The 26,382-nt window shown below is 58.6% G+C and carries 20 protein-coding genes and 1 riboswitch; of the genes, 10 read left to right on the forward strand and 10 right to left on the reverse strand.

Going from position 1 to position 26,382, the window contains the following annotated elements; genetic code table 11:
* Window positions 1–76 precede the first annotated feature (76 nt).
* From ccoP to ACVMB0_RS37010, 7 genes are all read right to left on the reverse strand, one after another.
* Window positions 77–949 carry a cytochrome-c oxidase, cbb3-type subunit III gene (gene ccoP / locus ACVMB0_RS36980; protein ID WP_461349372.1) on the reverse strand — a complete coding sequence of 291 codons (873 nt, stop codon included), beginning with the start codon at window positions 947–949 and terminating at the stop codon, window positions 77–79.
* A complete protein-coding gene (locus ACVMB0_RS36985) occupies window positions 946–1,119 on the reverse strand; it encodes a cbb3-type cytochrome c oxidase subunit 3 (RefSeq protein WP_461349373.1) in 174 nt (57 codons plus the stop codon). The genes ccoP and ACVMB0_RS36985 overlap by 4 nt, the downstream gene beginning before the upstream one ends.
* Before the next feature lie 11 nt (window positions 1,120–1,130).
* Window positions 1,131–1,865 (reverse strand): cytochrome-c oxidase, cbb3-type subunit II, encoded by a 735-nt coding sequence (gene ccoO / locus ACVMB0_RS36990; protein WP_461349374.1) that lies wholly within the window; start codon window positions 1,863–1,865, stop codon window positions 1,131–1,133.
* A gap of 8 nt (window positions 1,866–1,873) precedes the next feature.
* Window positions 1,874–3,526 (reverse strand): cytochrome-c oxidase, cbb3-type subunit I, encoded by a 1,653-nt coding sequence (gene ccoN / locus ACVMB0_RS36995; RefSeq protein WP_461349375.1) that lies wholly within the window; start codon window positions 3,524–3,526, stop codon window positions 1,874–1,876.
* Window positions 3,527–3,594: 68 nt separating this feature from the next.
* The gene (locus ACVMB0_RS37000; protein WP_461349376.1) at window positions 3,595–3,933 is read right to left on the reverse strand and encodes a hypothetical protein; all 339 of its coding nucleotides are present in this window, start codon (window positions 3,931–3,933) and stop codon (window positions 3,595–3,597) included.
* 420 nt (window positions 3,934–4,353) lie between these two features.
* On the reverse strand, window positions 4,354–4,581 hold the full coding sequence (locus ACVMB0_RS37005; RefSeq protein ID WP_461349377.1) for a hypothetical protein: 228 nt from the start codon (window positions 4,579–4,581) through the stop codon (window positions 4,354–4,356).
* A gap of 462 nt (window positions 4,582–5,043) precedes the next feature.
* On the reverse strand, window positions 5,044–5,259 hold the full coding sequence (locus tag ACVMB0_RS37010; protein ID WP_461349378.1) for a hypothetical protein: 216 nt from the start codon (window positions 5,257–5,259) through the stop codon (window positions 5,044–5,046).
* Between the two features lie 1,032 nt (window positions 5,260–6,291).
* Here ACVMB0_RS37010 and ACVMB0_RS37015 point away from each other — a divergent pair.
* From ACVMB0_RS37015 to hemN, 7 genes are all read left to right on the forward strand, one after another.
* Entirely contained in the window at window positions 6,292–6,474 is a 183-nt protein-coding gene (locus ACVMB0_RS37015) for a hypothetical protein (protein ID WP_461349379.1), read from the forward strand.
* A gap of 111 nt (window positions 6,475–6,585) precedes the next feature.
* Window positions 6,586–8,016, forward strand: a complete 1,431-nt coding sequence (locus ACVMB0_RS37020; RefSeq protein WP_461349380.1) for a PAS domain S-box protein — start codon at window positions 6,586–6,588, stop codon at window positions 8,014–8,016.
* Entirely contained in the window at window positions 8,013–8,618 is a 606-nt protein-coding gene (gene fixJ / locus ACVMB0_RS37025) for a response regulator FixJ (protein ID WP_461349381.1), read from the forward strand. The genes ACVMB0_RS37020 and fixJ overlap by 4 nt, the downstream gene beginning before the upstream one ends.
* Before the next feature lie 300 nt (window positions 8,619–8,918).
* On the forward strand, window positions 8,919–9,749 hold the full coding sequence (locus ACVMB0_RS37030) for a universal stress protein (RefSeq protein ID WP_461349382.1): 831 nt from the start codon (window positions 8,919–8,921) through the stop codon (window positions 9,747–9,749).
* A gap of 587 nt (window positions 9,750–10,336) precedes the next feature.
* Entirely contained in the window at window positions 10,337–11,020 is a 684-nt protein-coding gene (locus ACVMB0_RS37035) for a helix-turn-helix domain-containing protein (RefSeq protein ID WP_461349383.1), read from the forward strand.
* Between the two features lie 151 nt (window positions 11,021–11,171).
* Entirely contained in the window at window positions 11,172–11,801 is a 630-nt protein-coding gene (locus ACVMB0_RS37040) for a hemerythrin domain-containing protein (RefSeq protein ID WP_461349384.1), read from the forward strand.
* A 504-nt stretch (window positions 11,802–12,305) separates the two neighbouring features.
* Window positions 12,306–13,658: an oxygen-independent coproporphyrinogen III oxidase gene (gene hemN / locus ACVMB0_RS37045; RefSeq protein ID WP_461349385.1), complete on the forward strand. Its 1,353-nt coding sequence runs from the start codon at window positions 12,306–12,308 to the stop codon at window positions 13,656–13,658.
* A 688-nt stretch (window positions 13,659–14,346) separates the two neighbouring features.
* Here hemN and metE read toward each other — a convergent pair.
* Window positions 14,347–16,689 (reverse strand): 5-methyltetrahydropteroyltriglutamate--homocysteine S-methyltransferase, encoded by a 2,343-nt coding sequence (metE, locus tag ACVMB0_RS37050; protein ID WP_461349778.1) that lies wholly within the window; start codon window positions 16,687–16,689, stop codon window positions 14,347–14,349.
* A 98-nt stretch (window positions 16,690–16,787) separates the two neighbouring features.
* Window positions 16,788–16,989, reverse strand: a riboswitch (cobalamin riboswitch).
* A gap of 997 nt (window positions 16,990–17,986) precedes the next feature.
* Here metE and ACVMB0_RS37055 point away from each other — a divergent pair.
* From ACVMB0_RS37055 to ACVMB0_RS37065, 3 genes are all read left to right on the forward strand, one after another.
* Window positions 17,987–18,844, forward strand: coding sequence for a nodulate formation efficiency C protein (locus ACVMB0_RS37055; protein WP_461349386.1), 858 nt, complete (start codon window positions 17,987–17,989; stop codon window positions 18,842–18,844).
* Between the two features lie 1,515 nt (window positions 18,845–20,359).
* Window positions 20,360–21,085, forward strand: coding sequence for a thermonuclease family protein (locus tag ACVMB0_RS37060; RefSeq protein ID WP_461349387.1), 726 nt, complete (start codon window positions 20,360–20,362; stop codon window positions 21,083–21,085).
* Between the two features lie 10 nt (window positions 21,086–21,095).
* The gene (locus tag ACVMB0_RS37065; RefSeq protein WP_461349388.1) at window positions 21,096–21,839 is read left to right on the forward strand and encodes a carbonic anhydrase; all 744 of its coding nucleotides are present in this window, start codon (window positions 21,096–21,098) and stop codon (window positions 21,837–21,839) included.
* A 556-nt stretch (window positions 21,840–22,395) separates the two neighbouring features.
* Here ACVMB0_RS37065 and ACVMB0_RS37070 read toward each other — a convergent pair.
* Window positions 22,396–22,977 carry a hypothetical protein gene (locus ACVMB0_RS37070; RefSeq protein WP_461349389.1) on the reverse strand — a complete coding sequence of 194 codons (582 nt, stop codon included), beginning with the start codon at window positions 22,975–22,977 and terminating at the stop codon, window positions 22,396–22,398.
* A 955-nt stretch (window positions 22,978–23,932) separates the two neighbouring features.
* A complete protein-coding gene (locus tag ACVMB0_RS37075) occupies window positions 23,933–25,084 on the reverse strand; it encodes an 8-amino-7-oxononanoate synthase (RefSeq protein WP_461349390.1) in 1,152 nt (383 codons plus the stop codon).
* Between the last annotated feature and the right edge of the window lie 1,298 nt (window positions 25,085–26,382).

A 26,382-nucleotide genomic window follows, 5' to 3' on the forward strand; every position in this document is an offset into this window, starting at 1 on the left:
GGCCGACCTTACATCTGGCACGGGTGACTGATTTAGAGCCTCGTCGATGGGCCGGTGGCTTCTCGGCTCATCTCACCTATTGTCCGCCACCGAGCGAGTGCACATAGACCGCAAGTGCCTTGATCGTGATGGAATCGAACCGCCCGCTCCAGGCCGGCATGATGCCCCCACGGCCATAGCTGATCGTCTCGATCAGCGTCTCCTCGTCCGAGCCGTACAACCAAATGTGGTCCGTCAGATTCGGCGCGCCGAGCTCATGGTTGCCTTTGGCGTTCTCGCCATGACAGACCGCACAATTGTCGGCAAAGATCCTTGTGCCGGCCGCGGCATCGAAATTGCCGACTGTTGACAGGCCGGACAGCGATCGCACGTAATTCGCTACTGTGGCGATCTCATCTTTCCTGAGGATGCCGTCGCGGCCGAAGGCCAGCATTTGCCCCTCATGAGCCTGGGCGTGCCCGGACCGTGCGCCGAACTGGATGGTCCGCTGGATCTGATCGAGCGATCCGCCCCACAACCAGTCATCGTCGTTGAGATTGGGATAACCCTTGGCACCTGCGCCGCCGCTGCCATGGCATGGCGCGCAATTGTCTGCGAACACCGTCTTGCCCCGGGCACGGGCCAGTGCCAGCAGGGCCGGATCCGTCTCGATCTCTGTCAGAGACGCTTTGCCGAGAACCGCCATCTTCTCGCCCCGCAGCCTCTCGAGCCCGGCAAGATCGTTGACGACACTCGCGCGGGTCGAATGTTGAAATACGCCGGTCGTGTAGCTGGAGAGGAGCGGCCAGGCCGGATAGACGACCCAATAACCGATCGCCCAAAGGATGGTGGCGTAGAAGGTCGAGATCCACCAGCGCGGCAGCGGCGTGTTGAGCTCCTTTATGCCATCCCATTCGTGTCCCGTCGTGGAGCGGCCAGAGATCCGATCGAAGTCGTTGCGGTCAGTCATGGTCTGTAATCCCGGCACAGCGGCATGCGCGCCGCAGAGTCAAAACGCCGCCTATTGCCGGGCCACAGCGCATAAACAACAATTGCCATGAAGATACCGACAAACAACGGCGTCCAGAGGCTCACGACGAAGCTTGACGCCAGGCTCTCGATGGAAATGACGGCTTTCATCACAGGATCCTTCAGCGCAGATTGGCTTTTTCGTCGTAGAGCTTGAAATCGATCAGCGTTCCGAGCATCTGCAGGTATGCGATGAGCGCATCGAGTTCGGTCGGATTGCCAACGCTTCCGTCGAAATTGCGCACAGCTGCCTTCGGATAGCGTTTCTGGAACGAGGCGAGGTCCGCGCTGTCAGGATCGAGTTGGGCCTTCAAGTCAGTGACCGCGTTCTTGATCTGATCTTCGGTATAGGGGACACCGACCGCCCGGTTGGTGCGCAGATGTGCAGCCATGTCGGTCAGGTCGAGCTCGGTGCGTGCCAGCGTCGGGTATCCAGGCATGACCGACCGCGGGACGATGGCCCGCGGATTAGTCAGATGCGTGACGTGCCATTCATCGGAGTATTTCGCGCCGACACGCGCGAGGTCCGGGCCGGTACGCTTCGAGCCCCATTGAAACGGGTGATCATACATGCTCTCGGCGGCCAGCGAGTAATGTCCGTAGCGCTCGACCTCGTCACGCAATGGCCGGATCATCTGCGAGTGGCACACATAGCAGCCTTCGCGTATGTAGATGTTGCGGCCCGCAAGCTCAAGCGGGGTATACGGTCGTACGCCATCCACGGCCTCGATCGTACTTTTGAGGTAGAACAGCGGCGTGATCTCGACCAGCCCGCCGATCGCGATCACGGCAAGGATGCCTGCGATCAGGATGATCGAGTTCTTCTCAAAGATCTTGTGTCGGTTCCAAAGAGACATGCGATGACCTATTCCGCGACTTGGAGCGCTCCAGTGTCCTGGATTTGATCGGTTTGCTTTGCATTCACGGTCATCCAGAGATTGGCGGCCATGATCAGCGCTCCAATCAGGAACATTGCGCCTCCCGCGGCGCGGATGATGTAGAAGGGATGCATAGCCTCGACCGACTCGATGAACGAGTATTCGAGGAAACCTAGCGGGGTATAGGCGCGCCACATCAGGCCTTGCAGGACACCAGACACCCACATCGCCGAGATGTAGAGCACGATCCCGATCGAGGCGATCCAGAAGTGCCAGTTGACGAGCTTGAGGCTGTACAGCTCGCGCTTCCAAAGCCAGGGAACCAGGCAATAGAGCGCGCCGAACGATACAAAACCGACCCAGCCCAGCGCACCGGAATGCACGTGGCCGACCGTCCAGTCGGTGTAATGACTGAGCGAGTTGACCACCTTGATTGCCATGGTGGGGCCCTCGAACGTCGACATGCCATAAAAGGCCACCGAGACCACGAGCATGCGGAGCACCGGGTCAGTGCGCAGCTTGTCCCACGCACCCGAGAGCGTCATCAGGCCGTTGATCATTCCGCCCCATGAGGGCATCCACAGCATGATCGAGAACGTCATGCCCAGGGTCTGCGTCCAATCCGGCAGCGCGGTGTAATGTAGATGGTGAGGGCCGGCCCAGATGTAGAGGAAGATCAGCGCCCAGAAGTGGATGATCGAGAGGCGGTAGGAATAGACCGGGCGCTCGGCTCTTTTCGGAATGAAATAGTACATGATGGCCAGAAAGCCGGCGGTCAGGAAGAAACCGACCGCGTTGTGGCCGTACCACCACTGAAACATGGCGTCCTGCACACCGCCCCAGGCGATGTAGGATTTCGAGCCGAACACGGAGACCGGTGCTGCGGGATTGTTGCCGAGGTGGAGCACCGCAATGGTGACGATAAAAGCGAGATAGAACCAGTTGGCGACGAAAATGTGCGGCTCCTTCCTTTTCACCAATGTCGCCAGGAACACGATGAGATAAGTGACCCAGACGATGGTGAGCCAGAGATCGGCGTACCATTCGGGCTCGGCGTATTCCTTTGACTGGGTGGCGCCGAACAGATAGCCGGTGCCCGCGATCAGGATGAAAAAATTATAGCCAACTACCACGAACCACGGCGCAAGATCGCCCGCGAGGCGCGTGCGGCAGGTCTTCTGCACGACGTAGAAGGAGGTCGCGATAAGTACGTTTCCGCCGAACGCAAAGATCACGGCCGACGTATGCAGCGGGCGGAGTCGGCCGAAGCTCGTCCAAGGCAGATCGAAATTCAGTGCGGGCCAGGCGAGTTGCGAGGCGATAAAAACGCCGACCGAAAAGCCTGCGATACCCCAGAACATCGCCATCACTGAGGCGAATTTGATTGGAGCGAGATTGTAATTCGGCCGGCCCTTGATCTGCGCCGGCGGCAATTGCGCCGGGCGTTCATAGTAGCGATTGAGAATAACGCTTGCGGCGGCCAGACTGGCGGCGGACGCCAGCAATGCGTGGAAGCGAAATGCGGAATCGTGCCCCATCGCTCCTGCGAAAAAGCAAACATAGGCAGAAACGGCGAATACCGACATCAGGCCTGCTTCACCCATGGTCATGGATTTCGAGGTGGGGGACGGGCTTGTCATGTCTAGGCCTTCTTTGAAAGCGGGCTTGCCAGGAGATCACATTTTCGGAGGACGGGACGAGAGCGCGATCAGTCGCTAGAACGCTGCGGAGCGCTGCCGATATCACGCGCGAGCGCGCGCAGAGTATGTTCGTTGGGGCAGCCTTTGAGGGGATTTGCAGGCTTATGCCGCTCGAGGTCGGCCGCGCAGCGGATCTTGGTCTGACAAAGGCCGCATACCCGCTGCAAATCGCGCAACACGTCTCCATGGCGGGCAGCCAGCGCATTCCCGGAAAAGCCGGCGAGCGCGAGGCGCTTGCTTAGGAGTTCAGGAGAGCCCGGATTTTGCGCCATCTTTCGAAAGTCCGACGTGGACAGATTAAGTTCACGTGCGATCGCGTCGATATCCTGCGCGCTCAAATAGGCCAATTCGGCTGTTCGGGACAGCTTCGCTCGTAACCGGGTAAGCAGATTCTTGAACCCCCAAGGGCGACCGACAGATCCAGAGTGGCTAACCATGAGTCATCCCCCTCAAAGCAGCCATAGCTTCCGGCAGCAGACTTGTTTTTGACATGCATCAAAATAAGGCCCGTCTGTGCGAGAAAATCATCGATCCGGATCGCCCCAGAAGGACGATGATGCGCTGCGAGCCCGCAGAACCGCAGGCCGGCAAATGTCGGGTGCGAGCTCTAGGAGGGTGCCACAAACAAGAGGACCGCCTGCCCAATTGGCGGCAGCATCGCGAGCTGTGCTCTCGATCGACGCTCGGGAAGACGTTTTGTGAATCTCGCCCTCGATTCGCGGAGTATCTCCACGATCAAAATTCGGACTTCCCTAGCCGAGCTCAGGCTAACCACCCCATGCCGGGGGCAGCGCAGGCGGGGTTCGAAGCTCCATCGCATCGGCGAAGATGGTCCAATCACGGACACCTTTTTGCCTGCAGAAGTCGGTTTCTGCCTGTTGTGCAGCAGCACTCAGCGAGGCTGCATGCACCCGGAACGTTGCCTGACAGGCACGATGCTCGTGGCCGGTCTCGTCACAAACGGTCTTGATGAACCGAACGTTAAATGAAGGCATGATACCCTGTTCCTGTGCGTTTGCTTATGTTGCATTCTGCCAGCCGCGCCAGGCGAGTATTTGATTTGTCTCAAGCAGCACCCAAAAAGATTGTCGCTCCATCGAGATAAGGTCGAGACTGGGGCAGGTGATGTGAGTGCTCTTTCGTCCGAAGAAGCTCCAAAGCAACAAGCGTCGGTTTGTCGGATCACATCTGGTTGAGGTCGCTCAAGAACAACAGCTCTCGTCTTCCCGTGCGTTGGGCCGGCAGAGTTGAGGCGCGATCCAGAAAATTCTCATGAGACGGTTGGGGGCAGATGGCGATTATCGATCAATCGCAACTTCAATCGCCGGCAATGTGGAAGCTTGTGACGCCGCGAACCTTGCACGGTGCTTGGTCGTCTCACAAGGCATTCCCGACCGCTCCGCCTGATTGTGAGGCAGCGGGCAAAGGCATTTCCGACCGGCACCGGCGGCCGAAGACTACCGGCGGCGAGAACTGCCCGCACGTGAGCAGATGAGGCGAACCGGCTTCATCTCGCTCGTGATGGTCCACCCTATCGCCGCAACGGCAAAGCCGATGATCAGGCTGGCCGCGGCTAAGGTTTCGATAAGCCCAAGGTTAAAGACTTCCGCGCCATAGCCGATGGCTACGATCAGCGCGGGCAAGACCAACGACAATGTGAGGCGAGCAATCAACTTAGCATCTCCTTCGCGACTCTCGCAGCTCAATGACACGCGCTGTGATGATGCAATGCCCGTACGCTGCGCAGCAACATTCGCACATTGCGCGCCCCTACATTTTGATTTCAATCAAACCCGCTACACGCTGGCGTGTCGCGTGGATCGTTGCGCGGCCCTGCCGGATGACCAGATTCAATGCGTGTTACCGGCAACGCACTCGCAGTGACCACTCGTCCTCGCCCCGTTCTAGACGCGCGTCGGCTTCTTTTTGACCTGCATCAATACGGCGGCGGCGGCTTGCGGATAGAAACGACTTTCCAGTCAAGCTCAGTTAAATGGCAGATAGAAAGACTTGGCGCCCCATCATCTCTTCGTATCCAATACCCGCGACTGGGCTCACGAGCTGCTGCCGGACGCACCCGAGCGAGTTGCACCCGGTCACCTGCGCCGCGTGTAATGCTGAGCACTTCATCGACGCGCAGATCGGCACGATGCTCGGGCCGAGCGCAGCTAACCTGAATGCCATCAAGCCAATCCCGGCGTCATACCGTTCGCGCACGGACACGCCGCCAGACTCGCAAGATCACGCTCGAGGGCATCAAGACTCCAGGCCTTACGCGGACCCGGTAGGACGGGGAGACTTCCGACCGACAGAGGATATTCGACATGACAGACCAGGGCGACAAATGTCCCGCTGCGGCACGCTTGCAGGAACGGCAGTCCACTCCAGCTGCTGTCCAACAGTAATCAATACCAACCGGCGCTGGCTTGAGCTGGTCCGGTTCGACTCGACCGGATCGCGGGAACTGTTTCGTAGCCCAAATTCTTCGGTCGGCGATCGGATCACGTCTCAGCACGATCCGATCGGTGGCGCTACGCGCCAAAGCATCTGGATCGCAACTGGCGTGATCGAGACCATGCGCCGCTTTGGCGAGGTCAGGCCGAGCCTGTTGGGCCAGCGGCCGAGCGATCTCGCCCTTAGTATCGGAAGGTTGCCTATTTTTGTCAGTCAGCGGCGATGAACACCGTCCAGGGTCTCTAGGCGACTTGACCTGGGAGCGCATTGAAACGGCGCCCTTTGACCGGGAGCTGGAGATCGCGGTGATCGAGGGTAATACCATTCACCGGTTGGTCTTTCCTTGCCGCCGCACCTTCGGCGGCTGGATCAAGGCCATGACCGGAGAGCACGTCGCTGTGCAGCCCACGCACTGGCGCATCTGGCCGAGATAGCGGCGGCCACCCTGAACACAATAGGTAGCGCAACGAAATGCGGCTGCATTCGGTCGCCTCACATAGATAAACTATGTACAGTCGATCGAATGAAAGGGATTGCCCGGAAACATGTCCGACCACATTTGGTACCGCTATGGCACGGCCGCGGCGGCCGCCGCGCTGGCGGTCGTGCTTCGTGCGGCGCTGGATCCGTATCTTCAGGACCGCACGTTCACGATCATCTACCTTCCAGTCATCGTTTTTGCCGCTTTCGCTGGCGGCCGCGGACCGGCCATCTTCGCTACGCTGCTCTGCCTCATCATCAGCGCGGCATGTCTTGGGAACAACCTCATCTCCGATTCCGCAAACATGATCGATATAGCCGGACTCGCGGTACTTGGCCCCCTGCTCGGCTTCATGGGCGATCGGCTGCGGCGAGAATCAGAGCAGGCGCGGTACCGACAAGCCCATCTGCAGTCGATCCTGGACACCGTGCCGGAAGCCATGATCGTGATTGACGAGAGGGGAATCATTCGCTCGTTCAGCGCCGCGGCAGTGCGTTTATTCGGTTGGTCTCCGGACGAAGTGATCGGATCGAATGTATCCAGGTTGATGCCACAGCCCTACCGCGGCGAGCATGACCGCTACATTGAGCGCTATCTGGCTACCGGAGAACGGCGCATCATCGGCATCGGCCGTATCGTGGTCGGCGAGCGAAGCGACGGCTCGACCTTTCCGATGGAGCTTGCCGTCGGTGAGGCCAAAGTGAGCGGGGAACGATTCTTCACCGGCTTCATCCGAGACCTCACCGAACGGCGAGCGCAGGAACGACGATTGCAGGAACTGCAATCTGAGCTCGTGCACGTCTCGCGGTTGACCGCCATGGGGGAGATGGCCTCGTCTATTGCCCACGAGATCAACCAACCGCTCTCCGCAATCACAAACTACATGCGCGGCGCCAAGACGCTGCTGGCATCAGACAAGCCGGACGCCAATCGTATTGGTGATGCCATCGAAAATGCCGCCCAGCAAGCGCTGCGCGCCGGCAATATCATCAAGCGCCTGCGGGAATTCGTTGCCAAAGGCGAGACGGAGCACACGGTGGAGAATCCGCTCACCTTGCTTGAAGAGGCGGTCGCTCTGGCCTTGCTCGGCGCCAAGGAGCAAGGCGTGCGGGTGACGATCCGCAGCGATCGCGATCTGCCATCGATAATCGTGGACAGGATCCAGATCCAGCAGGTTGCGCTGAACCTGATACGAAACGCGATCGAGGCGATGGCCTCCAGCCCGCGTCGCGAATTGACCGTCGGAGTTACCAAAATCAACGGCCTCGCCAGGTTTACCGTCGCCGATACGGGCTCTGGCATCAGCCCTGATGTCGCCAATCGCCTGTTCCAGCCCTTTGTCACGACCAAAGAACATGGCATGGGTGTGGGACTATCAATCTGCCGCACGATCATCGAGTCCCATGGCGGCCACATCGTCGTGGAAGCCAATCCGGGCGGCGGCACGGTGTTTCAGTTTACCCTGCCATTTGCGGAGGCCAATGAGGAAGCATGACCATGCGGCGCATTCTAGTGATCGACGATGACGCCGCGATGCGGGACTCGCTCGCGTTTCTGCTTGATGTTAAAGGCTTCTGCGTGGCAACCTATGAGACGGCGAGCGGCTTTGTCGGTGACGCCGCGAGTGGTCCGGTTGACTGCATTGTGTCGGACATCCGTATGCCGGGCATGAGCGGCCTGGAACTGGTCCGCAAACTGAAGGCGGATCGCGTCGACTGTCCCGTCATCCTTATAACTGGTCACGGCGACGTAACGCTGGCAGTCGAAGCGATGAAAGCGGGTGCAGTCGACTTCATCGAGAAGCCCTTCGAAGACGAGGTGCTATTGCGCGCGATCAATAGCGCCTTGGAAGCAAGGCCAACCGAGCCAGCGGACGATGCGGCGAAACTGCAGGCCAACGCCCGCCTGGCAGAGCTCTCGTCGCGCGAGCGTGATGTCCTGCAGGGACTACTGGCCGGCAAGATCAACAAGGTGATCGCCCATGATCTTGGTATCAGCCCGAGAACGGTCGAGGTTTACCGGGCGAACGTTATGGCCAAGACCAATGTTCGCAGCATGTCCGAGTTGATGCGAATAGCCATCGCCGCCGGACTCTAGCAACATCGCAAGCGACCGAATGTCCTATTCAAGCATCAAGCTGCGTGCTCCAACCGGTCAGCAGATCGCACCGAGCAGGTCATGTTCCCGATGCTGAGGCACCTCAATCCTCTGCGGATTCTTGGCGGGCGTAGCTTGTGCAATACAGGCGAGGACCATTCCTGGCCATGGACTATCGTGAGACCCGCTTCTTGCCAGTTTGATCGCGCTCAAAAACGTTCAGCGGCGGCATGTGAAGCGGATCAATTGCGGGCCCGGATTGTGCTCCGAGGCAGCGGTCTTTGACTTCGGAGAACGACAATGCTCGGGAATATACTGGTTCACCTTCCGACGGAGCTCCCGGCGCGGGCTGCAATCAACGGGTCGATTTCCTTTGCGCTGAAAACCGGCGCGCATCTTGATGTTGTAGCCATCGGTTACGAGAGAACCATTATTCCGCTTCTTGCAATCGGCGTAACGGCAGTCACTTCTGTTTTCGACGTTGAGCAGGCGCGTGCGTTGGAGCGGGCCGAAGCAGCACTTCATGCCTTCGACCTGCAGGCACGGAATGCCGGCATTTCCTATACGAGTCGCGCGCTGAGCGCGCTTCCAACCGACGCGCGCCGGATCATCTGCGCGAGCGCGCGAGTCCACGACATGACCATCGTTACACAGCCTCAGAGCGGCTACGATAGTTGCGATAATCTGATACTCAGGGGGATCCTTTCCCGGGCTGGCGGGCCAGTTCTGTACCTGCCACCTACCTTCGACCGCGCCTTCTCGATCAGACGAGTAGGGATTTGCTGGGACGGCAGCCACCGTGCGGCGCGTGCGTTGCACGACGCGACGCCACTTTTGTGTAAAGCCGATGATCTGACCATCATCGCGACCACCGCTCCGGACAAGGTCCCGGCAGAGAGTTCCACCGCGCATGTGGGAGAGTATCTCGCAAAATCAGGACTTCCTGCGAAAGTCGTGTCGCTTCCGACATCCCAAGCAGCGCATCGTGCCCTCCCATCGCTTGCAGCCGACGAGAGTCTCGACCTGCTGGTGATGGGAGGCTACGGTCGCTCTCGGCTGCAGGAGAGGCTGCTCGGCACCGCGGGGCATGTGCTTCGCGGGATCAATATCCCGGTCCTGATGTCACACTGAGGGCAAGACCGTACGGGCGGCATGTCGCCAGATCCGCTAGGCTGCCATCAAAATGCTAATGCCCGAGCTCAACATCAGGGCAGATCACGACTTTCCTTTTGGTTTTCAAGATTGGGCCGGCTGTTGAGCCGGGTCAATATGTCGCGCGAGCCGGTCTCTATGATTCAGCTTGCAACTCGGAGTGACGACCGGACCGTCGTCCACCTCGATCCTCATGATCCCGCCTCGTCACCTCCGCGGCCGACCCGTGCTGGCCAGCATCAGAGTCATGATTTGCGAAGGAAACTTCCCCGCGGCGGCTCAAAGTGACAATGGACGACAGCTTTTGGAAACTCTTCACTGCTGCAGCCGTGCGCGTTCAGTTGTTTCTGTGGTGGGCGGCCGAGTCAGCACACAGCTTCCGATCCAAAGCTGGCCCAATCTGATCTGAACATGTTCGAGTAACGGGGGATTCGCGTCGCGCGTCTCCCGTCATGAACCTACGTGTAAATACGTAGTGGATTCTACTTAGGTAAAACATCCAGATTTCACAGTTCGTCAGGAGCGACCAATCTGCGTCTCATCGACGTTCCCAAGCAGAGTCCGCTATGTACGCTCAGGCCGCCAGCCTTACTGAGACCAGCCGCCATCCACCCCACATCTTGCGTGGGCAATCTGACAATCGTGGACCGCTTGGTATGATTGCGACATCGATGCGGTTCACACGCAATAGCGAGATTTACGGAGAGGACGAAGCAGCCGAATACCTTTATCAGGTGGTATCGGGGGCTGTGCGAACCTACAAGATTCTGGAAGACGGACGTCGTCAGATCGGCGCGTTTTATTTGCCCGGTGACATCTTTGGCTTTGAGGCAGAAGAACGCCATATCTCTTCGGCCGAGGCGATCTGCGAGACGCACCTGCTAATGGTGAAGCGCACCGCTGTCATCTTTCGCGCCAGTCACGAGAGAGAACTCGCAAGGCAACTCTGGGACGCGATGGCACTCGAGCTCCGCCGTTTCCAGGCGCATTCGATGCTCCTGATCAGTAGCGCAGAAGAACGGGTCATCGCGTTCCTGCTCGACATATCTCGCCGCACTACGAAAAACGCGGCCATCGATCTGCCCATGTCACGGCAGGATGTTGCAGACTACCTTGGCTTGACTATTGAAACGGTGTCGCGCACTTTCACTCAACTCGAGCAGCATGGCGCTATCGCTCTGCCAACCACTCGCCGAGTCGAGCTCCGCAAGGACAGATTGTCCGACCGCTTTGCGCAGAACTTTGGCTAACGTAATTTGCGCCAGCTCCAGGCAGGGCGGCGCACTCCTTCTGTGGGCCAAGTAGTGCCGGAAAATGCAGCGCAGAAGGACATCAAACTGCGGCTTGGGCGATCCGGCAGAAATCGTCGGCAGTTCAGATTTTCCCCCATGGAGCACCGCTATGATCATCGGTCGCTTGCTTCGAGAGCATCGCAATATCGATCTGCTTCTGGTCGCGCTTCAACGCGAATTGGAGATTTTCGAGCAAGGACATCGTCCGGACTACGAGGTGATCCGCGCAATCATCAGCTATTTCGAGGTTTACCCTGAGGTGTACCATCATCCTCAAGAAGACTTGATCTTTTCCAAGCTCAAGAGGCGCGATCCGAATGCGGCCGCAACGGTCGGCGATCTCGCGCATGAGCATCAGGAAGTCATCGACCGCTTGCACCACTTTGCTCGCGCCATTGATGGCGTCCTGGCAGATCGTGAAGCCCTTCGGCAAGACGTTGGCAACATCGTGCGCGCGTTTATAGTACGCGAGCGGCATCACATGATGTGGGAAGAACGCGACTTCTTCCCCACCGCTGTTGCAGTTTTATCGCCTCAGGATTGGGCCGAAGTCGCATCCGCCCTCACCGATCATGGTGATCCGCTATTCAGCGAGACAGCTGAAGCAGCTTCCGACGCGCTAAGAGCCCATATTCTACAATTGGAACAAGAAGCTGAGGACGAACGGAGCGCGCTTGCGTTTTCGAGCGCGTTGGCCGGCAACCAGCGACACAATGCGGAGAGCGATGGACCACATTGATCGTTGGCGGCTTCGGCAGGAAAGTGGACATCATTTCATGGGACCGATATGAAGATCGCCTTGCCGGCTCTCAGATTACGCGCAGGCGATATGCTTCTCCGCCCGACGATCGTTTGCTTTAACTGGCGGCGCAAGCGGCATGGCCGAACGTTAAAATCGATCTGATTCGACGTAATCGGCAGTGGCCGTAACAGGCTCGACCATGCCGCATTGGCATCGCGCGAAACGGACATTTCTCAGCAGAGCTGTCGAACGTCAATTAATGATCCGTTTGCTGCTTCGTTTCGTCTCGTTCTCGCTCGATTTGACCATGATGGAAGGTGCATTGCGAAGGAAGCTCATTCCTGCCGCGCGACCGCTTCATCACAATTCAAAGCATGATGTATGCGCCGCGGGCATGGCCTACCGGCCAGCCCATCAGTAACCGCGATATTTGAGGCAGCGCAAAGCTTACCAGGCTCCTGTCCGGTAATCGTGCGGCCCGAGAGCGAGAGAGGCATCGCAATGCGACCGGACCTAGCACAATCCTACGGGCAGCACCGACTACCGCGCTACACCAGCTATCCGAGCGCCCCTCATTTCTCGGCATCAGTCCGGGAGCTCGACTATCAAGCTTGGCTCAAGTCCCTCGACGGCCGGCAGTCCGCCTCTATCTACCTGCACGTGCCATTTTGCCGAAGCATGTGTTGGTACTGCGGCTGCCATACATCTGTCACGAAACGCGACGATCCGATCGCGATCTATGCGGCTGGATTGCGCACTGAAGCCTACCTCGTTGCAGAAGCCATTGGCCAACGACAGGCAATCTCTCATATCCACTTCGGCGGCGGCACGCCGACGATCCTGACACCTGAAGCATTCGCCGATTTGGTCGGCTCGTTGCGTTATTCGTTCGCCGTCCTGCCTGATACTGAGATCGCCGTCGAGATTGATCCCCGCATGTTGAGCAATCCGATGGCCGAAGCCCTGGGCTATAGCGGGGTCAACCGGGCAAGCCTTGGCGTGCAGAGCTTCGACCCGGTCGTCCAACAGGCCATCAACCGCCCTCAGAGCTTCGAACAGACCGCCATTTCGGTCGAGCGGTTACGCCACGCCGGCATTTGCCGGATCAATTTCGACCTGCTGTATGGGCTGCCCGGGCAGACGGTCGATTCGTGCCTGGATACCGTCGGCAAATGCCTCGAATTGTATCCGGACCGGTTTTCGGCCTTTGGTTACGCGCACGTTCCGACCTTCAAGAAGCATCAACGCAAGATCAACGAATCGACTCTGCCCGACAGCGTCGAGCGCTATCTCCAATCCGAAATGGTAGCTGACACTTTGGTTGACGCTGGATACGTACGCGTAGGCCTCGATCACTTCGCCCTGCCGCATGACAATCTCGCTGTGGCGGCGAAGCAAGGCAGGTTGCGCCGCAATTTCCAGGGATATACTGACGATTGCGCAGGCGCGCTTATTGGCCTCGGTGCCAGCGCCATCGGCCGGCTGCAGCAGGGGTTCGTCGCGAATGCTGTCTCGACCAGGGATTATCTCGCTCGCATCACCGAGGATCGGCTCGCGACAGCGAAGGGCTATTTACTGACTGATGATGATCGCTACCGGGCGGAGATCATCGAGCGAATTATGTGCGACATGACAATCGATCTCTCCGAGACATCTCGCCGTCACGGCAGGGATCCGGATTCGGCCGTTGTCGATCATTCCCGGCTTGAAAGCCTTATCGCAGATGGCGCCGTCGTGTTCGACAATGGCCGCCTTTCCGTAGCCGGCGGCGCCCGGTTTCTGGTCCGGAGCGTCGCCTCCGTGTTCGACGCTCACCTCGCTCGGTGCGGGGCTACGCACAGCGCGGCGGTCTAATCGTGTGAACGGCGGCCGTGCCACTCTAGTCATCCCGCACTTCTGCACCAGTGAACTGGTATGCGCGGTTCGGGCCAATCTCGTGATCGTGAAGCATCTTATATGTCAGCCACTTTCATGGTCACGCGTCGACCCCCCATCCATTCCAAACAGAGTTCCAGACCTTCGCCAGAGTGGAACCAGACAGACTGCCTGCGCAGCCTGATCAACAAGAAACCACTCATGCATTGAATCCTTGCGGTCGCGTTTGCTCGCATGGTCGCGCCGATCCAGCGGCGGGCAGGCGCCGTTAATTGCACTTAAGGCGGCCGGGCGTCGCCAGCCGTGGTCTTCGCTCGCTTCGGCAAACCGTTGTGAACGCGGCTCGTCGCGGACAAACCTTGGTCTAGTCTTCCAATACTCAACTACGTTGGTCGCATACCACAGCATGATTGAGCCACGCTGAGCCGTGCTTTAACTTCGGTTCAGATTTACGGCGAATGTCCTCGCCGGCAATCGGACCATCGGCTGTCCTCCCTGCGCCGGTGGAAGTCGGCGATGTGTCAGCGTCGCTCCCCTCAGACTTAACTATCGCCCGGCCTGCTAAACGCGGCCGGGCGTTTTTTTGTCCGAGCTCGGTCGAGATGATCCAGAGCGCAAACGCGCTATGAGCGGATCAGCGTCCTGGAGGAGAGAGCCAAGCGCAGGATCAACGACCTGGCCGATCGGATGCCGCGCGCAGTTGCCGGGCGGCGGCGACCATATTGATCAGCGCCGGGCGAACCTCCTCCCATTTGCGCGTCTTCAGACCACAGTCCGGATTTACCCAAAGCTGCGAGTCCTGCAACCGCTGCCGAGCCAATGCTATCAGCTCCTTCATTTCCCCTGCCTCGGGAATGCGGGGAGAATGGATGTCGTATACGCCCGGCCCGATTTGATTGGGATATTTGTAATTCCTGAACGCGTCGAGCAGCTCCATCTTCGAGCGCGACGTCTCGATCGAGATGACGTCCGCATCCATTGCAGCAATGGCGTCGATGATGTCATTAAACTCCGAATAGCACATGTGCGTATGAATCTGGGTTTGATCTGCAACGCCTGATGAGCATATCCGGAAGCTATCGACGGCCCATTGAAGGTAGGCCGCCCACTCCGATCGGCGCAATGGCAATCCTTCGCGGAGGGCCGCTTCGTCGATCTGGATCATGCTCGCACCGGCTATCTCGAGATCACGGACTTCGTCGCGGATCGCCAGTGCGATCTGCCGGCAGACCTCGCCTCTTGGAATATCATCGCGAACAAACGACCAGTTCAGGATCGTTACTGGTCCGGTCAACATCGCCTTCACCGGCTTACTGGTGAGTGATTGCGCGTAGAGCCACCAATCCACGGTGATCGGCTTTGGCCGCAAAACATCGCCAAACAGGATCGGTGGCCTGACACAGCGCGAGCCATAGGATTGTACCCAACCATTCCTGGTAAATGCGAACCCGGCGAGTTGCTCGCCGAAGTACTGCACCATGTCATTGCGCTCAAACTCGCCATGCACGAGGACGTCCAGCCCAATGTCCTCCTGCCAACGTAGAGCGCGCGCGGTCTCCTCCTTGAGGAACTTGTCGTATTGCTCGTCGCTCATGGCGCCTTGCGCATGTGCTGCGCGGGCGTTACGGACCTCTGGGGTTTGCGGGAAAGATCCAATCGTCGTGGTGGGAAAGGCCGGTAGTCCAAAGCGTTTGCGCTGGATCTCGGCCCGACGGACAAATGGGCTGGCGCGCCGGCGCATGGCCTGGTCAATCGCTCGCATCCGTACCGCGAGATTGGCATCGCGGATCTTTGGTGAAGTCCGACGGAACGTCACGGCCGACTCCGATTCAGCGAGACTTTCAGCAACATTCTGATCACCCGCGAGTGCCCGCGCCAGGATCGCGAGCTCACGCATCTTCTGTACCGAAAAGGCAAGCCAGCTCTTGAGATCGGATGCAAGTCCGGTCTCAAGTTCAACATCGACGGGCACATGAAGCAGCGAGCAGGACGGAGCGATCTGGACACGATCCCTGCCTAGCTTCGCGATGGCGGGATCCAGTTGCTGGCGGAGCGTCGACAGGTTCGACCGCCATACATTTCGTCCGTCGATGACGCCGAGAGACATGACGAGGTCGCTTCGCCGGGCAGCAATGATCCGGTCCAACAGGTTCGGCGCGCGAACCAAATCCACGTGCAGTCCGGCAACGGGCATGTTCAAAGCTGTGTCCAGATTATCGCCGAGATCGCCGAAATAGCTCGCGACCATGATCTTGACGTCGGGTACTTCCTTGGCAAGCCGATCGTAGACGTGCAGCAAAGATTTTCGCGCCCGCTCCTCCAGATCAAGGACCAGGCAGGGCTCGTCGCATTGAACCCAGTTTGCTCCTCGTTTGGCTAGTTCTCGCAGAACTTCGACATAGACCGGTATTAGCTCGTCCAGGAGCGACAGTGGCTGGAACGCATCCGCACTCTTGCCAAGCTTTAAGAATGTGACCGGCCCGATCAGGACAGGGCGGGTCTGGAATCCCAGGGCTTTGGCTTCCTCGTACTCCTCGATAGGCTTTCGCGAGGACAGGCGGAACGTCTGTCCCCGATGAAATTCAGGGACCATGTAGTGGTAGTTGGTGTCGAACCACTTGGTCATCTCCTGTGCGGGCGCGCCATATCCGCCCGATCCGGGGCTGCAACTCGCATTCTGGCGGTCCCACTGTGAACCGCGGGCCATCTCGAAGTACGTCTTGAGTGAAACCGGCTCGATTTTCGACGCGTAGACTTCCGGTATGGCACCAACCATGACAGAGGTGTCGAGCACCTGATCGTACAAAGAGAAGTCGTTGGACGGAATGACGGTGACACCGAGGGATTTTTGACGGGCCCAGTTCGCAGCGCGCAGGCCAGCTGCGTCCTCGAGCAATTGCTGTTCGCTGATTGCGCCGGCCCAGTAACTTTCAAGCGCGCGTTTGAGCTCGCGTCTTGGACCGATCCGAGGCGTTCCAAGCGTGGCAACCGGAAGCGAGAGAAGAGACATAGCGCTAACCCCGTAGTTGGGGGCAAAGGCCATGGCGGACGCAAGCACGATCGCCGGAGGGCGGCTGCTTGGCGTACCACCGGGACACCCCGCCCGTGGACGTAAATGTGGTCGAGGCAGGTCTCCTGGCTCGCGGGTCATCGCCGCTGTCCGGTCTTCCCAAAGCCCCACGGGCTTCAGTGACTTTGTTGGACAGCGGCTCGCCGCTTACAGTTGCGGGGGCAGCGCCGGCCTGTTCACCGGCTTCCCTCTTAGCTCCGGATCCAGCGGGACCGGAGAACCTCTACGATTTCGATTATCTGCAACGGACCTCTTCCGTCAACCTCTCAGATGACTCTCTCACGTCAATGAGGCGCGCATGTTGATCTGCGTGCCAACCAATCCTGGTAGGCGACTTGCGGTCTGTGATGCCGATAATGCGCAGGAACACATATCGATTCGCGTCAACGGACACTGGGAAACCCCGCAATGAAAATGGCTGTTTGGAGCGCCGTTGGCGTCTTTGCTGTCACCATCTTTGCGATCGGCCTGTTGGGGCGATTGGTGAAAGCGTTCATGAATCAATCCGTCAGACAGATGCTCTCGAAGATGTTGAGCAACTCGAGAGGAAGTTAGCGCGATAGTTGATTGTTTCTCGCTTGCCGGCCCGCGCCACTGGAAACAGCGGCTCATCCAGCCATGAATATGGAACTGAGGCAGCTGGACGATTGACCAGATTGCACCATCGCGCGCGTAGGCAGACAACGCGCGCACCATATCATCTGCCTGCCTGACGATGCGCTTCCGAACGATTCCGTACGCCCGGCAGTGATGACCGACTTTGGCATATGATCATTTGCGAGCCGATAGAGATCGCAGGCGTTCGGGTGACAACACCGGACCGGACGGTTCAAGACCTTTCAAAAGTTCTTCCCGATTCCTCATTCGCAAATTGGCAACGGCCCTCGCTTGCGCCTCGAGGATCGGCTCCACAAAAGCTGAACAAGCCCGCGCGGATCGGCTGAATGGAAACATTGAAACGAGCGCCGTCGGAAAGCCGACAAACATTGCACTAATCTGGCGCGATTTGCCGGCTATTTCCTGGCACGAGGGATGCAAGCTCCGGGATGCCCAGGCTTCTCCCCCTGGGCAGGTCCAGCACAGCAGATGAGGTTGTGATTGGCCCACTGAAGTTAGCGGCGCGTGACATCGAGGGGATAGCGCCTGCTCGCGCGGGACATCGGCAGGCACCCGCGTCGCGTTGCCGCTAACTTCTTCCAATCGAGCATAGCATTGAAGGCGCCGCATTGACGTGTAGATGAAAACCGATGGTCCAGCCGTTATGAAGAGAATGTCTGCAAGAGGCGTGCACCGTCTCTGTCAATCGCTGATTTTCCTTGCTGGGCTGGTTGCGGCGGCCGACAGTGCGCGAGCCGGCGAAAACGCGCTCGTCGAACGCGTCAAGTCAACCTGGCGAGCACAAGACGGTGAGACAATCGAGCACATTGTCTCAAAGGTCTCGAAAGTGGCGCACTTTGTCCCTCGAAACTGGGGAATCGCCGAAGGCATCGACCACACTGAGTATGTTTATCTTTCCTGGACCAGACATCAGGATAACAGTTCAGACGAACATTACGTTATTACCTGGAAGGTCGGGACCGACGGAAAGATTGAAGTTGCGTCTCCCTATGCAAAGCCCATCGAACTCGGCTGGCGCGCCCTGGCGCTTTCTCTCATCGCCAGTGAAGTCACCGACGGCGAAAAAGAAGCAAACCTTGGTTTTCTGCATAATCCGGTCAATTTCAACTTTGTGACGACCGCGCAGGGCAAGCTCGGAAATCTTCTCCGCCACGGCCGTTGTCACATCATCGAACCTGTTGTCGTGGATTACGTTACGGCGGCGACTGACAAGCCGACCGAGAAAGCGCACCGGTGGCGCGTTCTGCTGCTGGTGAACTGCAACATACCAGGCCCCCGCTACTTTACCGAAAATGGGGTTATCACCTTCGAGAAGCGCGAGGGACACGATTGGGAGCCGCAATCTTTCCTTGCCAAGAGGATTGCGACTTTTCCTCCCGGCTCCTGGTTCCATCACATAGAGCCAAACGAACGGGACGCGTTGGAGGGGGTGCGAAAGGCCTCGACGGATGATCAGGATGGCAGCGCTACTCCTTGAGCGCTGAGCGCGCCAATAGCAGGAGCCATGCGCTGGAAAGTTGACGCGTCCAGCTATGCCAGCAGGAGGCGAGCCTCGCTCCGGCCTGCAAGCCCCATCGGGAAAGCCAGGCATCAGGAAGGCTGTTGCCCCTTCAGACGAGTAGCCACAACGGAACTGGTATAAAAAGACACATCCGAGCTCTCGCCCGAGCGCCATGTCGTCCTTCGCGGATCAAGCGAGGCGTTGCTGAGGCCAAGCCCGATCCAGCGTGCGCGCAGCGCATCGCGCGACCAGCAAGCACCCGCGGGAGCGAGTGCAGCGACGAGACCGGTTTAAGAGGGCCCCCGGGAACGGGGCAGTGATAGCGACGCCGGCATCCTCGATGGCGCGGGACCCTTTCCCGAGTGCCCCCGGCGAGGAGCTCCGCAGCCTTGCTGCGAGGATCGAAGATCGAATTGAGCCTGATCTAGTCTAAATTTCCTCGCGCGCATTCGTCTGCGCGTCATAGATCTTGATTTGAAGCGTGGGAAAACCGCTTCTTTAGTTCTGCTCAACCAGCCCGGGCGCCGTCTCTGGTAGAGAATTCGGCTTTGAGTCGGCCGTCGACTTCTAGCGCGAAACAAGAGACCGGCAATTCAGGGGTGGCCATAACCATTTCAATCCCATTGTGCAGCGAGGCGGTCGAACATGATTATTAGGATGAGTCGCCTAAGCCCTGCCAGCGCTAACTGCCGCAATGCCCTGAGTGCCGACACGTGTTGTGGACTGATTCATCCTCTGAAATGGCAACCAGATTGCCACTCGCAATAGTGCGAGGAAGCCTTAGCACCGCAAGCCCGTAAAAGCCGGCCCCGTCAGTCCGCACGCTCGCCATTATGCGGAGCCGTGCTTTCTTCCGTTCGAGCATCAAAGGCCAGCCAGGCGTAGTGGAATTCACTTCGCGCGCAGCATTTCGGGGCGGATAAGGTCGCGGACGCGGGCCACCGTATGAGTGATGCATGGTGGTTTTGTGCCGGGACCAGGCGACAGGCCGATCTCTTTTGCGCAATCACTCTTATCATGCCTTGTCCAAGCCTCCGCTTGCCTCACCATGATGGACCGCGTGCAGAGCTGTCGAACGATAGCAGTCAACAAGGCCTAGCAACGCCGCTTCTTCCGCTCGGCGGCGGAGACTAGCACCCGCCCGCTTCTTCCGAGCCCTTGGAGAAATAGCGTGCCAAGCGCCCTTCCCGGGTCGCGCGTCCAGCGATGAAACATGCGGGATCTCTTCCTCAGGTCCAGAGCGGGAGATATGTCCGGGGAGAAGCAGAGTGAGCTTCAGATGCCAGCACCGCATCGGAAAATAACCCCAAAAGAAATCTCTTGAATCTCACCCAGCGTCAGGTCGTAGGCTGAAAATGTAGGCAAGCTTGCACAAAAGCATCGCCGAACGATGCTGACCAGATGACGAACCTGTGCGGACAAGCAGTCGGCTGTGACGGCACCGGATCGCGGGGATTCGAGCCGATGAACCAAGAGCGAAAGGATACCAGGATGAAGTACCGCGTAATGATGGCAGCATTCCTCGCTATCATCGCGTCTCCTGTTTGCGCGGCGAAACTCAGCGGTACTCCCCAAATCCTCGACGCCAACATGATAGAGATCGAGCAAACGCGAATTCGGCTTTCGGGTATCGAGGCCCCCGAGACCGATCAGATTTGCCTGGATGCTCATGGTCGAAAATGGGCCTGCGGGGTCGCTGCTCGTGAGGCCCTTATCAGCTACTCGAATGGACGAATATGGGATTGTCAGACCGCAGGAGTAGATAAGTACGGCAGGTCTCTCGGCAGTTGCTTTATCGAGGGCCAGGACGTGAACGCCTGGATGGTAAGCTCCGGTTGGGCACTGTCATCCGATCCATCCACCCATGTCTACGTTGTCAATGAAGTGGTGGCGAGCAATGCCTTTGCCGGCTTGTGGTCGGGAGCATTCATCACCCCCTGGGACTGGCGCCACCGCAACAAGAGCACGATTATTGTCGGCGCGAGCTCGGTGCCGAACAAGGCCCAGGAACTCCTGCTCGGATCCGCGCTGCTATCTGACCCACCCTCGCCCGATTGCCTGATAAAGGGCACCGTCGACGGTACCGGCGAGCGCACGTATCACTCTCCGGGGCAAATCAGCTACGGACAAATCGACATGACGAAGAAGCCGGCTGAACGCTGGTTCTGCAGCGAAAACGAGGCCGAAGCCATGGGGTGGCATAGAGCCGCGCGATAGAGGTCCTACCATGCATGCAAACCATACACGGGGCACTCCGTATCCGGCCGAGGTCGCGCCTTCGCGCCGCTCGCTGTTGCTGTTCGCTGTTTCGGCATTGGTCGTGCCGTTTGCCGGCAACATTGTCGACGCGAAGCAATCAACAGCACCGCCGAAGCCGGATAACCAGCTCTCGCCCGATGCTGCGCTGAAGCGGCTGATGGAGGGTAACGATCGTTATGTGCAGAGCGTGTCGCGAGGGCGCGATCTGGAACGCGAGCGCCGACTTTTAGTCAATGGTCAGAATCCATATGCGGCGGTTCTGAGCTGCGCCGATTCGCGGGTAGCGCCCGAGCTTGCCTTCGACAGCGGACTTGGTGACCTATTCGTATGCCGCCTGGCCGGTAACTTCGTCAACGATGACACGCTAGGTAGCCTGGAGTATGCGGTTGCTGCACTGAACACGCCGTTGATCCTGGTACTCGGTCACGATCACTGCGGCGCGATAGACGCCACGATCAACTCGCTTGACGAAGGCAAGCCGGCGCCGGGACATATCCGCTCCCTCGTCAGCGCACTCGCGCCTGCCGTAAGCGGGGCGCGCCACCAACGAGGTGACAGCTCTGCCGATGTGATCCGGCAGAATGTGATCGACAATGTCAATAAGCTCAAATCCGCCAGCCCGATCCTGAACCCGGCTGTCGAGCAGAAAACACTAAAGATCGTCGGCGGTCTATATCGGCTCGAAACCGGCAGGGTCGACGTATTGAGCTGACGCTGATGCCTTCGCGCGATCGCCCAGCGGGGTGACCTCGCCCCCCCTCAATCGACTGGCACAACATTCGCGGATCCATCGGGCTACATCAAGGGCACCGGAACGTGGATCCGCGTCACGATCGTCATAACTTCGGGATAATGTTGGCGTGGTCTCCTGATCGTGGTCATATTCTTCGTATGTATGTTGGTAACGCGCGGGCCAGCATCCGGACTCTCGATATCGCGGCCGATGTTGTTTATTATCGTTGTCTTTAGCAGCGTGGAGACAGCCAGAACGGATTCACCCGCTGCCATCGCCGTGGAGAGGCTATCCTTCGCGTAGTTGTTTTGTGCCTTATGGTGCGTTCGAAGCCGATGCCGACGGCGATTTCACGAAACCGGTTCACACGGGCGCTTCGGCGGCTTGCTGAATCTGCGATCCGCCAGGGGCCGATGCTGTCCAACCGCTGCCGCACGCGACAGTCCATTGCCGACCTATGAACAGCCGAGATAGTTGGAACCGAATGACCGCAAGACTGTAGCGGCTAGCTCCGCTGGTTCTATCTCGGCGCCTTTCATCCAGTCCTCCTGAGCCTGACGAACCCTCCCTGCATTAATTCCGCATTGTAAGTTCGGCCATTGAGGGCAATGGTTGTTGTGTTGTTTGGACTAGGCATGAAGCCCGTTTCCTGCAGCTTCTCGATTAGGGCTGGGGTCGCCCACTGCTCCGGAAGCGGGAAACCTCTGCGCGACGTCTCGAAAATGAATGCTCCGAAATCTGGTAGCCCCGCTGGCCCAGCCCCAATATTTTGGTCCTCCGGAGGGTTATGAATGAGGCGCACGCCGCTAGAGGGGTCCAGGGCAGCCGTATAGCGATGCCCCTTGATTTCATAGGTCATACTCGGCTGGTCGGCGTCAGGCAGGAGACCCAAGTGGTTCAGTCTCTCGACCATTTGCCCGGGGGCGGATTGGGTGCCGTGGGAAAACTTGTGGGGAACGGCGAATGAGACATCGTATGCCGTCTCCTCAGGCACGGCGGACGACGATGGCCCGGGTTCATTGATGATCCGACTAAATAGATCATGATCTTCTTGTGTCCAGGCGTATTCTCCCGGAGGCTCTGGGGATCCGCCGCGGTTGATCTCATTGAAATCCATACAGCTCTCCTTCTGTCTTAATCTCTTGCAGATCCGCACCGCCGTTACCTCCGCCGGTTCGGTCATCGAGAGGGAAGGTCTATGCTAAGAGGCCTGGCTTTCGAGAAGCTGACGAGTTTCGGGGAGACGAGCGCAGCGGCAGACGTGGCGGTCGTGGTTCACAGGAAAGGTGATGTCTCGGTCCGGGCTCGAGCTCAGGTCGACAAGTCAAAGCGAGCGACCTACGATCAAATCGACCTTAAGCCGACATCGAGAAAGCGCCGGGGAGCGATCCTAAACCTTCCCACAATTCCTCCCGCGGGCGGGAGCTTCGGTCCGGATCCCGGACAACATCAATATCCAGCGAGACTATTGTTGATTCGAATTCGAGTGTGACCGGTACCTGCCATCCCTTCGGAGTTGCTTTCCCCATCCATCATCAGATGATACTCACCTGTCGAGCTTAGCCGTCTTCGCGGCCCGACGAGGTGTGCTTGACAGGGGCCTTCCAGCGACGCTGCTCCATCGACATTCGTGGCCTGATTGTCGACTGTGACGTGGGTCGATCCGCCGATCGGTCGGCATGCTGATGGATGTTCAGTAAGCCTTCAATATCGAACAGGTTGAGAAGCCATACGACGCGGATCGTCCGACCTTGGCCATCAAGCAGGACTAAAGATTACATACAGGAGAATTGCGACGACGATGGCTGTCCAGCCCACCGATGATACGAAAAGTGCTACTCGCGCCGACATGGGGCGTTTTCTCCTTCGTCAGCCAACGAAGCCGCCGCCAGTGTCGCAATGAGCAGCCTCGTCGAATTCATGTCGAGTTTATATTTGGGCCGCATAGGGCGGAACTAACGAGCGCAGGACGTCGTGATTACCGATCGGCGGGAGGATTTGCGCGCCCCAACACATTCCTTGGAAGATCGTTGATCGATCCGAATACCGACCAGCATCACGATTGTGGGACCTCACCGTAGCTTACCCCAGGTCTCTTCGACCAGCGCATCGATCATCTCGGATACATCATCTTGCTCGACATTAAGGGTTAACGAAATCCGCAACCTTGCCCTGCCCGGGGGCACTGGCGGTCGTATTGCTCGGACATCAAAACCGCGCGCCTGCAGTGCTGCGGCCAGCCGCATCGTGCGGGCGTTGTCACCGACCCTGTAAGGAACGATCTGGGAGCTCGAACGGGTCGGGCGGCCGCAGATGGCGAGCTGACGATGTGCAAACTCGATAAGATCGATCAGGCGTCGCCGCCGCTCAGGCTCCTCCTGTACAATCAAAAGCGCCTGCCGAACAGCGACTGCCATCAGGGGCGACGGCGCGGTAGCGAAGATAAATGGACGACACCGATTGACCATGAAATCGCGCAATACGCGGGACGCAGTGACAAGAGCACCGGCCGCGCCTAGAGCCTTCCCGCAGGTGTGGATCACCAGAATATATTCGCGTCCCTGGTATGGCGCTGTGAGCCCCCGCCCCTGCTCGCCGTAGATGCCTGTGGCATGGGCCTCATCCACAACCAGGAACGCCTCGTACCGTTCAGCGATTTCAACCAGATCTGCAAGCGGTGCGAAGTCACCATCCACACTGTAGAGGCTCTCGACCAAGATCCAGACGCGCCCTACGCCGCCTTTGGCGCGCCAATTACCAATCGTGTCTTCAACCGATTGAGGATCATTATGGGCTGCTATCCGGAACTCGGCTCGGCCCGCGCGCGCGCCTTCATGAATGCTGGCGTGCACGAGCGAATCGAGAACCAGCAAATCGCCTCGCTGCGGCAGCGTTGTCAAAACAGCAAAGTTTGCGATGTAACCGCTACCGAAGAACAGCGCTGTCTCCGCCCGAAAGAACCGCGCCGCTTCCGTTTCGAGAGCTTCGTGTTCCTCGCAATTGCCGCGCAGGATCCGTGACCCGCCAGCTCCGATGGGCGCTCCAGCCAGGAGCGCAGCGAACAGAGCCTCTTTCATACGTGGCGCGCTCGCCAGTGCCAGATAATCGCTGGAAGCAAAATCAACACCTGCGCGGGCCTTGAGGCCGCGCCGCCAGCCCTCGTCTCTCATAGCTTCTACGGCCGCGGCATAGCGCTCAAGCTTGCTTGGGTGAGTTAAGTTCATTGCCTGATCCAGCCCATGCCATCGAAAAGGAAGACGAGAGAACGCCGCGCAGTTTTTGATCCTGTTAGAACGAGCTGTCCTCTCTCAAGCAGAGCGACGCGCGACCTTTGCGCCTTCGCATGGTTGCAGCCTGTCAATCAGAGGCGCCACTCCCGATTTCGGAACGCTTCGATCACGTAGATGGCCGTCGTCGCTTCGGCTTTTATAAGTCACGTCTTGTCCGCTCAAACGGCTATCCTGGCCACGCGACCGCGCAATCGATCGAGTCTTTGTCCAACAATCTGGCTCGGGCCACTGGAGCGCGACGCATTTGCGGGACGGTCTACGGCATGCTGGGCAGAGCGGCCAACCACCGCGATACCTTCCGTCGGGTCGGTAGACGCGATCAACAGAGCGTTGCTGAGGCGCCCTTCGATTTGGGCCATCACGACCACCAGCGCGCGCTCGAACGTCTCAAGGGCGTTGCCAAATAACCGCTCTCAAGGTCGAGCCACAGCCACCGCCAGTCAAATAGAACTGGCATTTCTGGCCTGGTCTCCACATGCTCGCCCACTCCAGCGCTGCTGCCGTGGCTGAATCGTTGACCTCGCACGGAGACACCAGCGTCTTTGATCCCTTGCACCCGAAAAGCGCTTTACCGAGAGGGCCCGATAAGAGGACGAGCCTTGCGCTGCGCACTTTTTCACTCGCGGAAAGTCATGTTGGCAGATTACTGTTTGCCATTCGCGCGCAACCTCGGCACGAACCGGACAAACGCGCATCGCGACAGTGAGTGTGATCCAATTGCATCACAATTGTTCGATACGAACAAACCGTTTCCAACGCCATTGCCGATTCTATCGCTCGCCGCCCTGTGATCTTGTGGCGCGCATCACGGCAACCGGAGCAGCGTCACGTTGCAGCCAATGCCACGATAGCGTTCTGACCGGTTTGGGTCGCGAGCTCGGATGTCTCACGATTCGTCACATGGCTTGTTCACTGACACGAATGAGTTCAGTCCAAGCGAGTTTCGACGGCAGACCGGAACTCGCGACACTTCGCTGCGATAGATCGAACAATCCAACAGACTTAACGCGCCGACGTGTCGCGCTAATCCGGAAGGCGTCCACTCCTTCCGAATTCATAACGCTTCCGGAAACCGCAAAGCAACAGCTCGCCGCATTTGCAATGGTTGGTACGATTCGTGGGTTCGGACGTTTGGACGGTACAAGGTTTGACCGATGGTGAGGCGTGAAGGTCCGCTCGCTTGGCCAGCTCGTGGTATCATTTGCCATCGGCACCTCGCGAGTTCTAATCAG

The sequence above is a fragment of the Bradyrhizobium sp. USDA 4451 genome, from assembly GCF_054822585.1.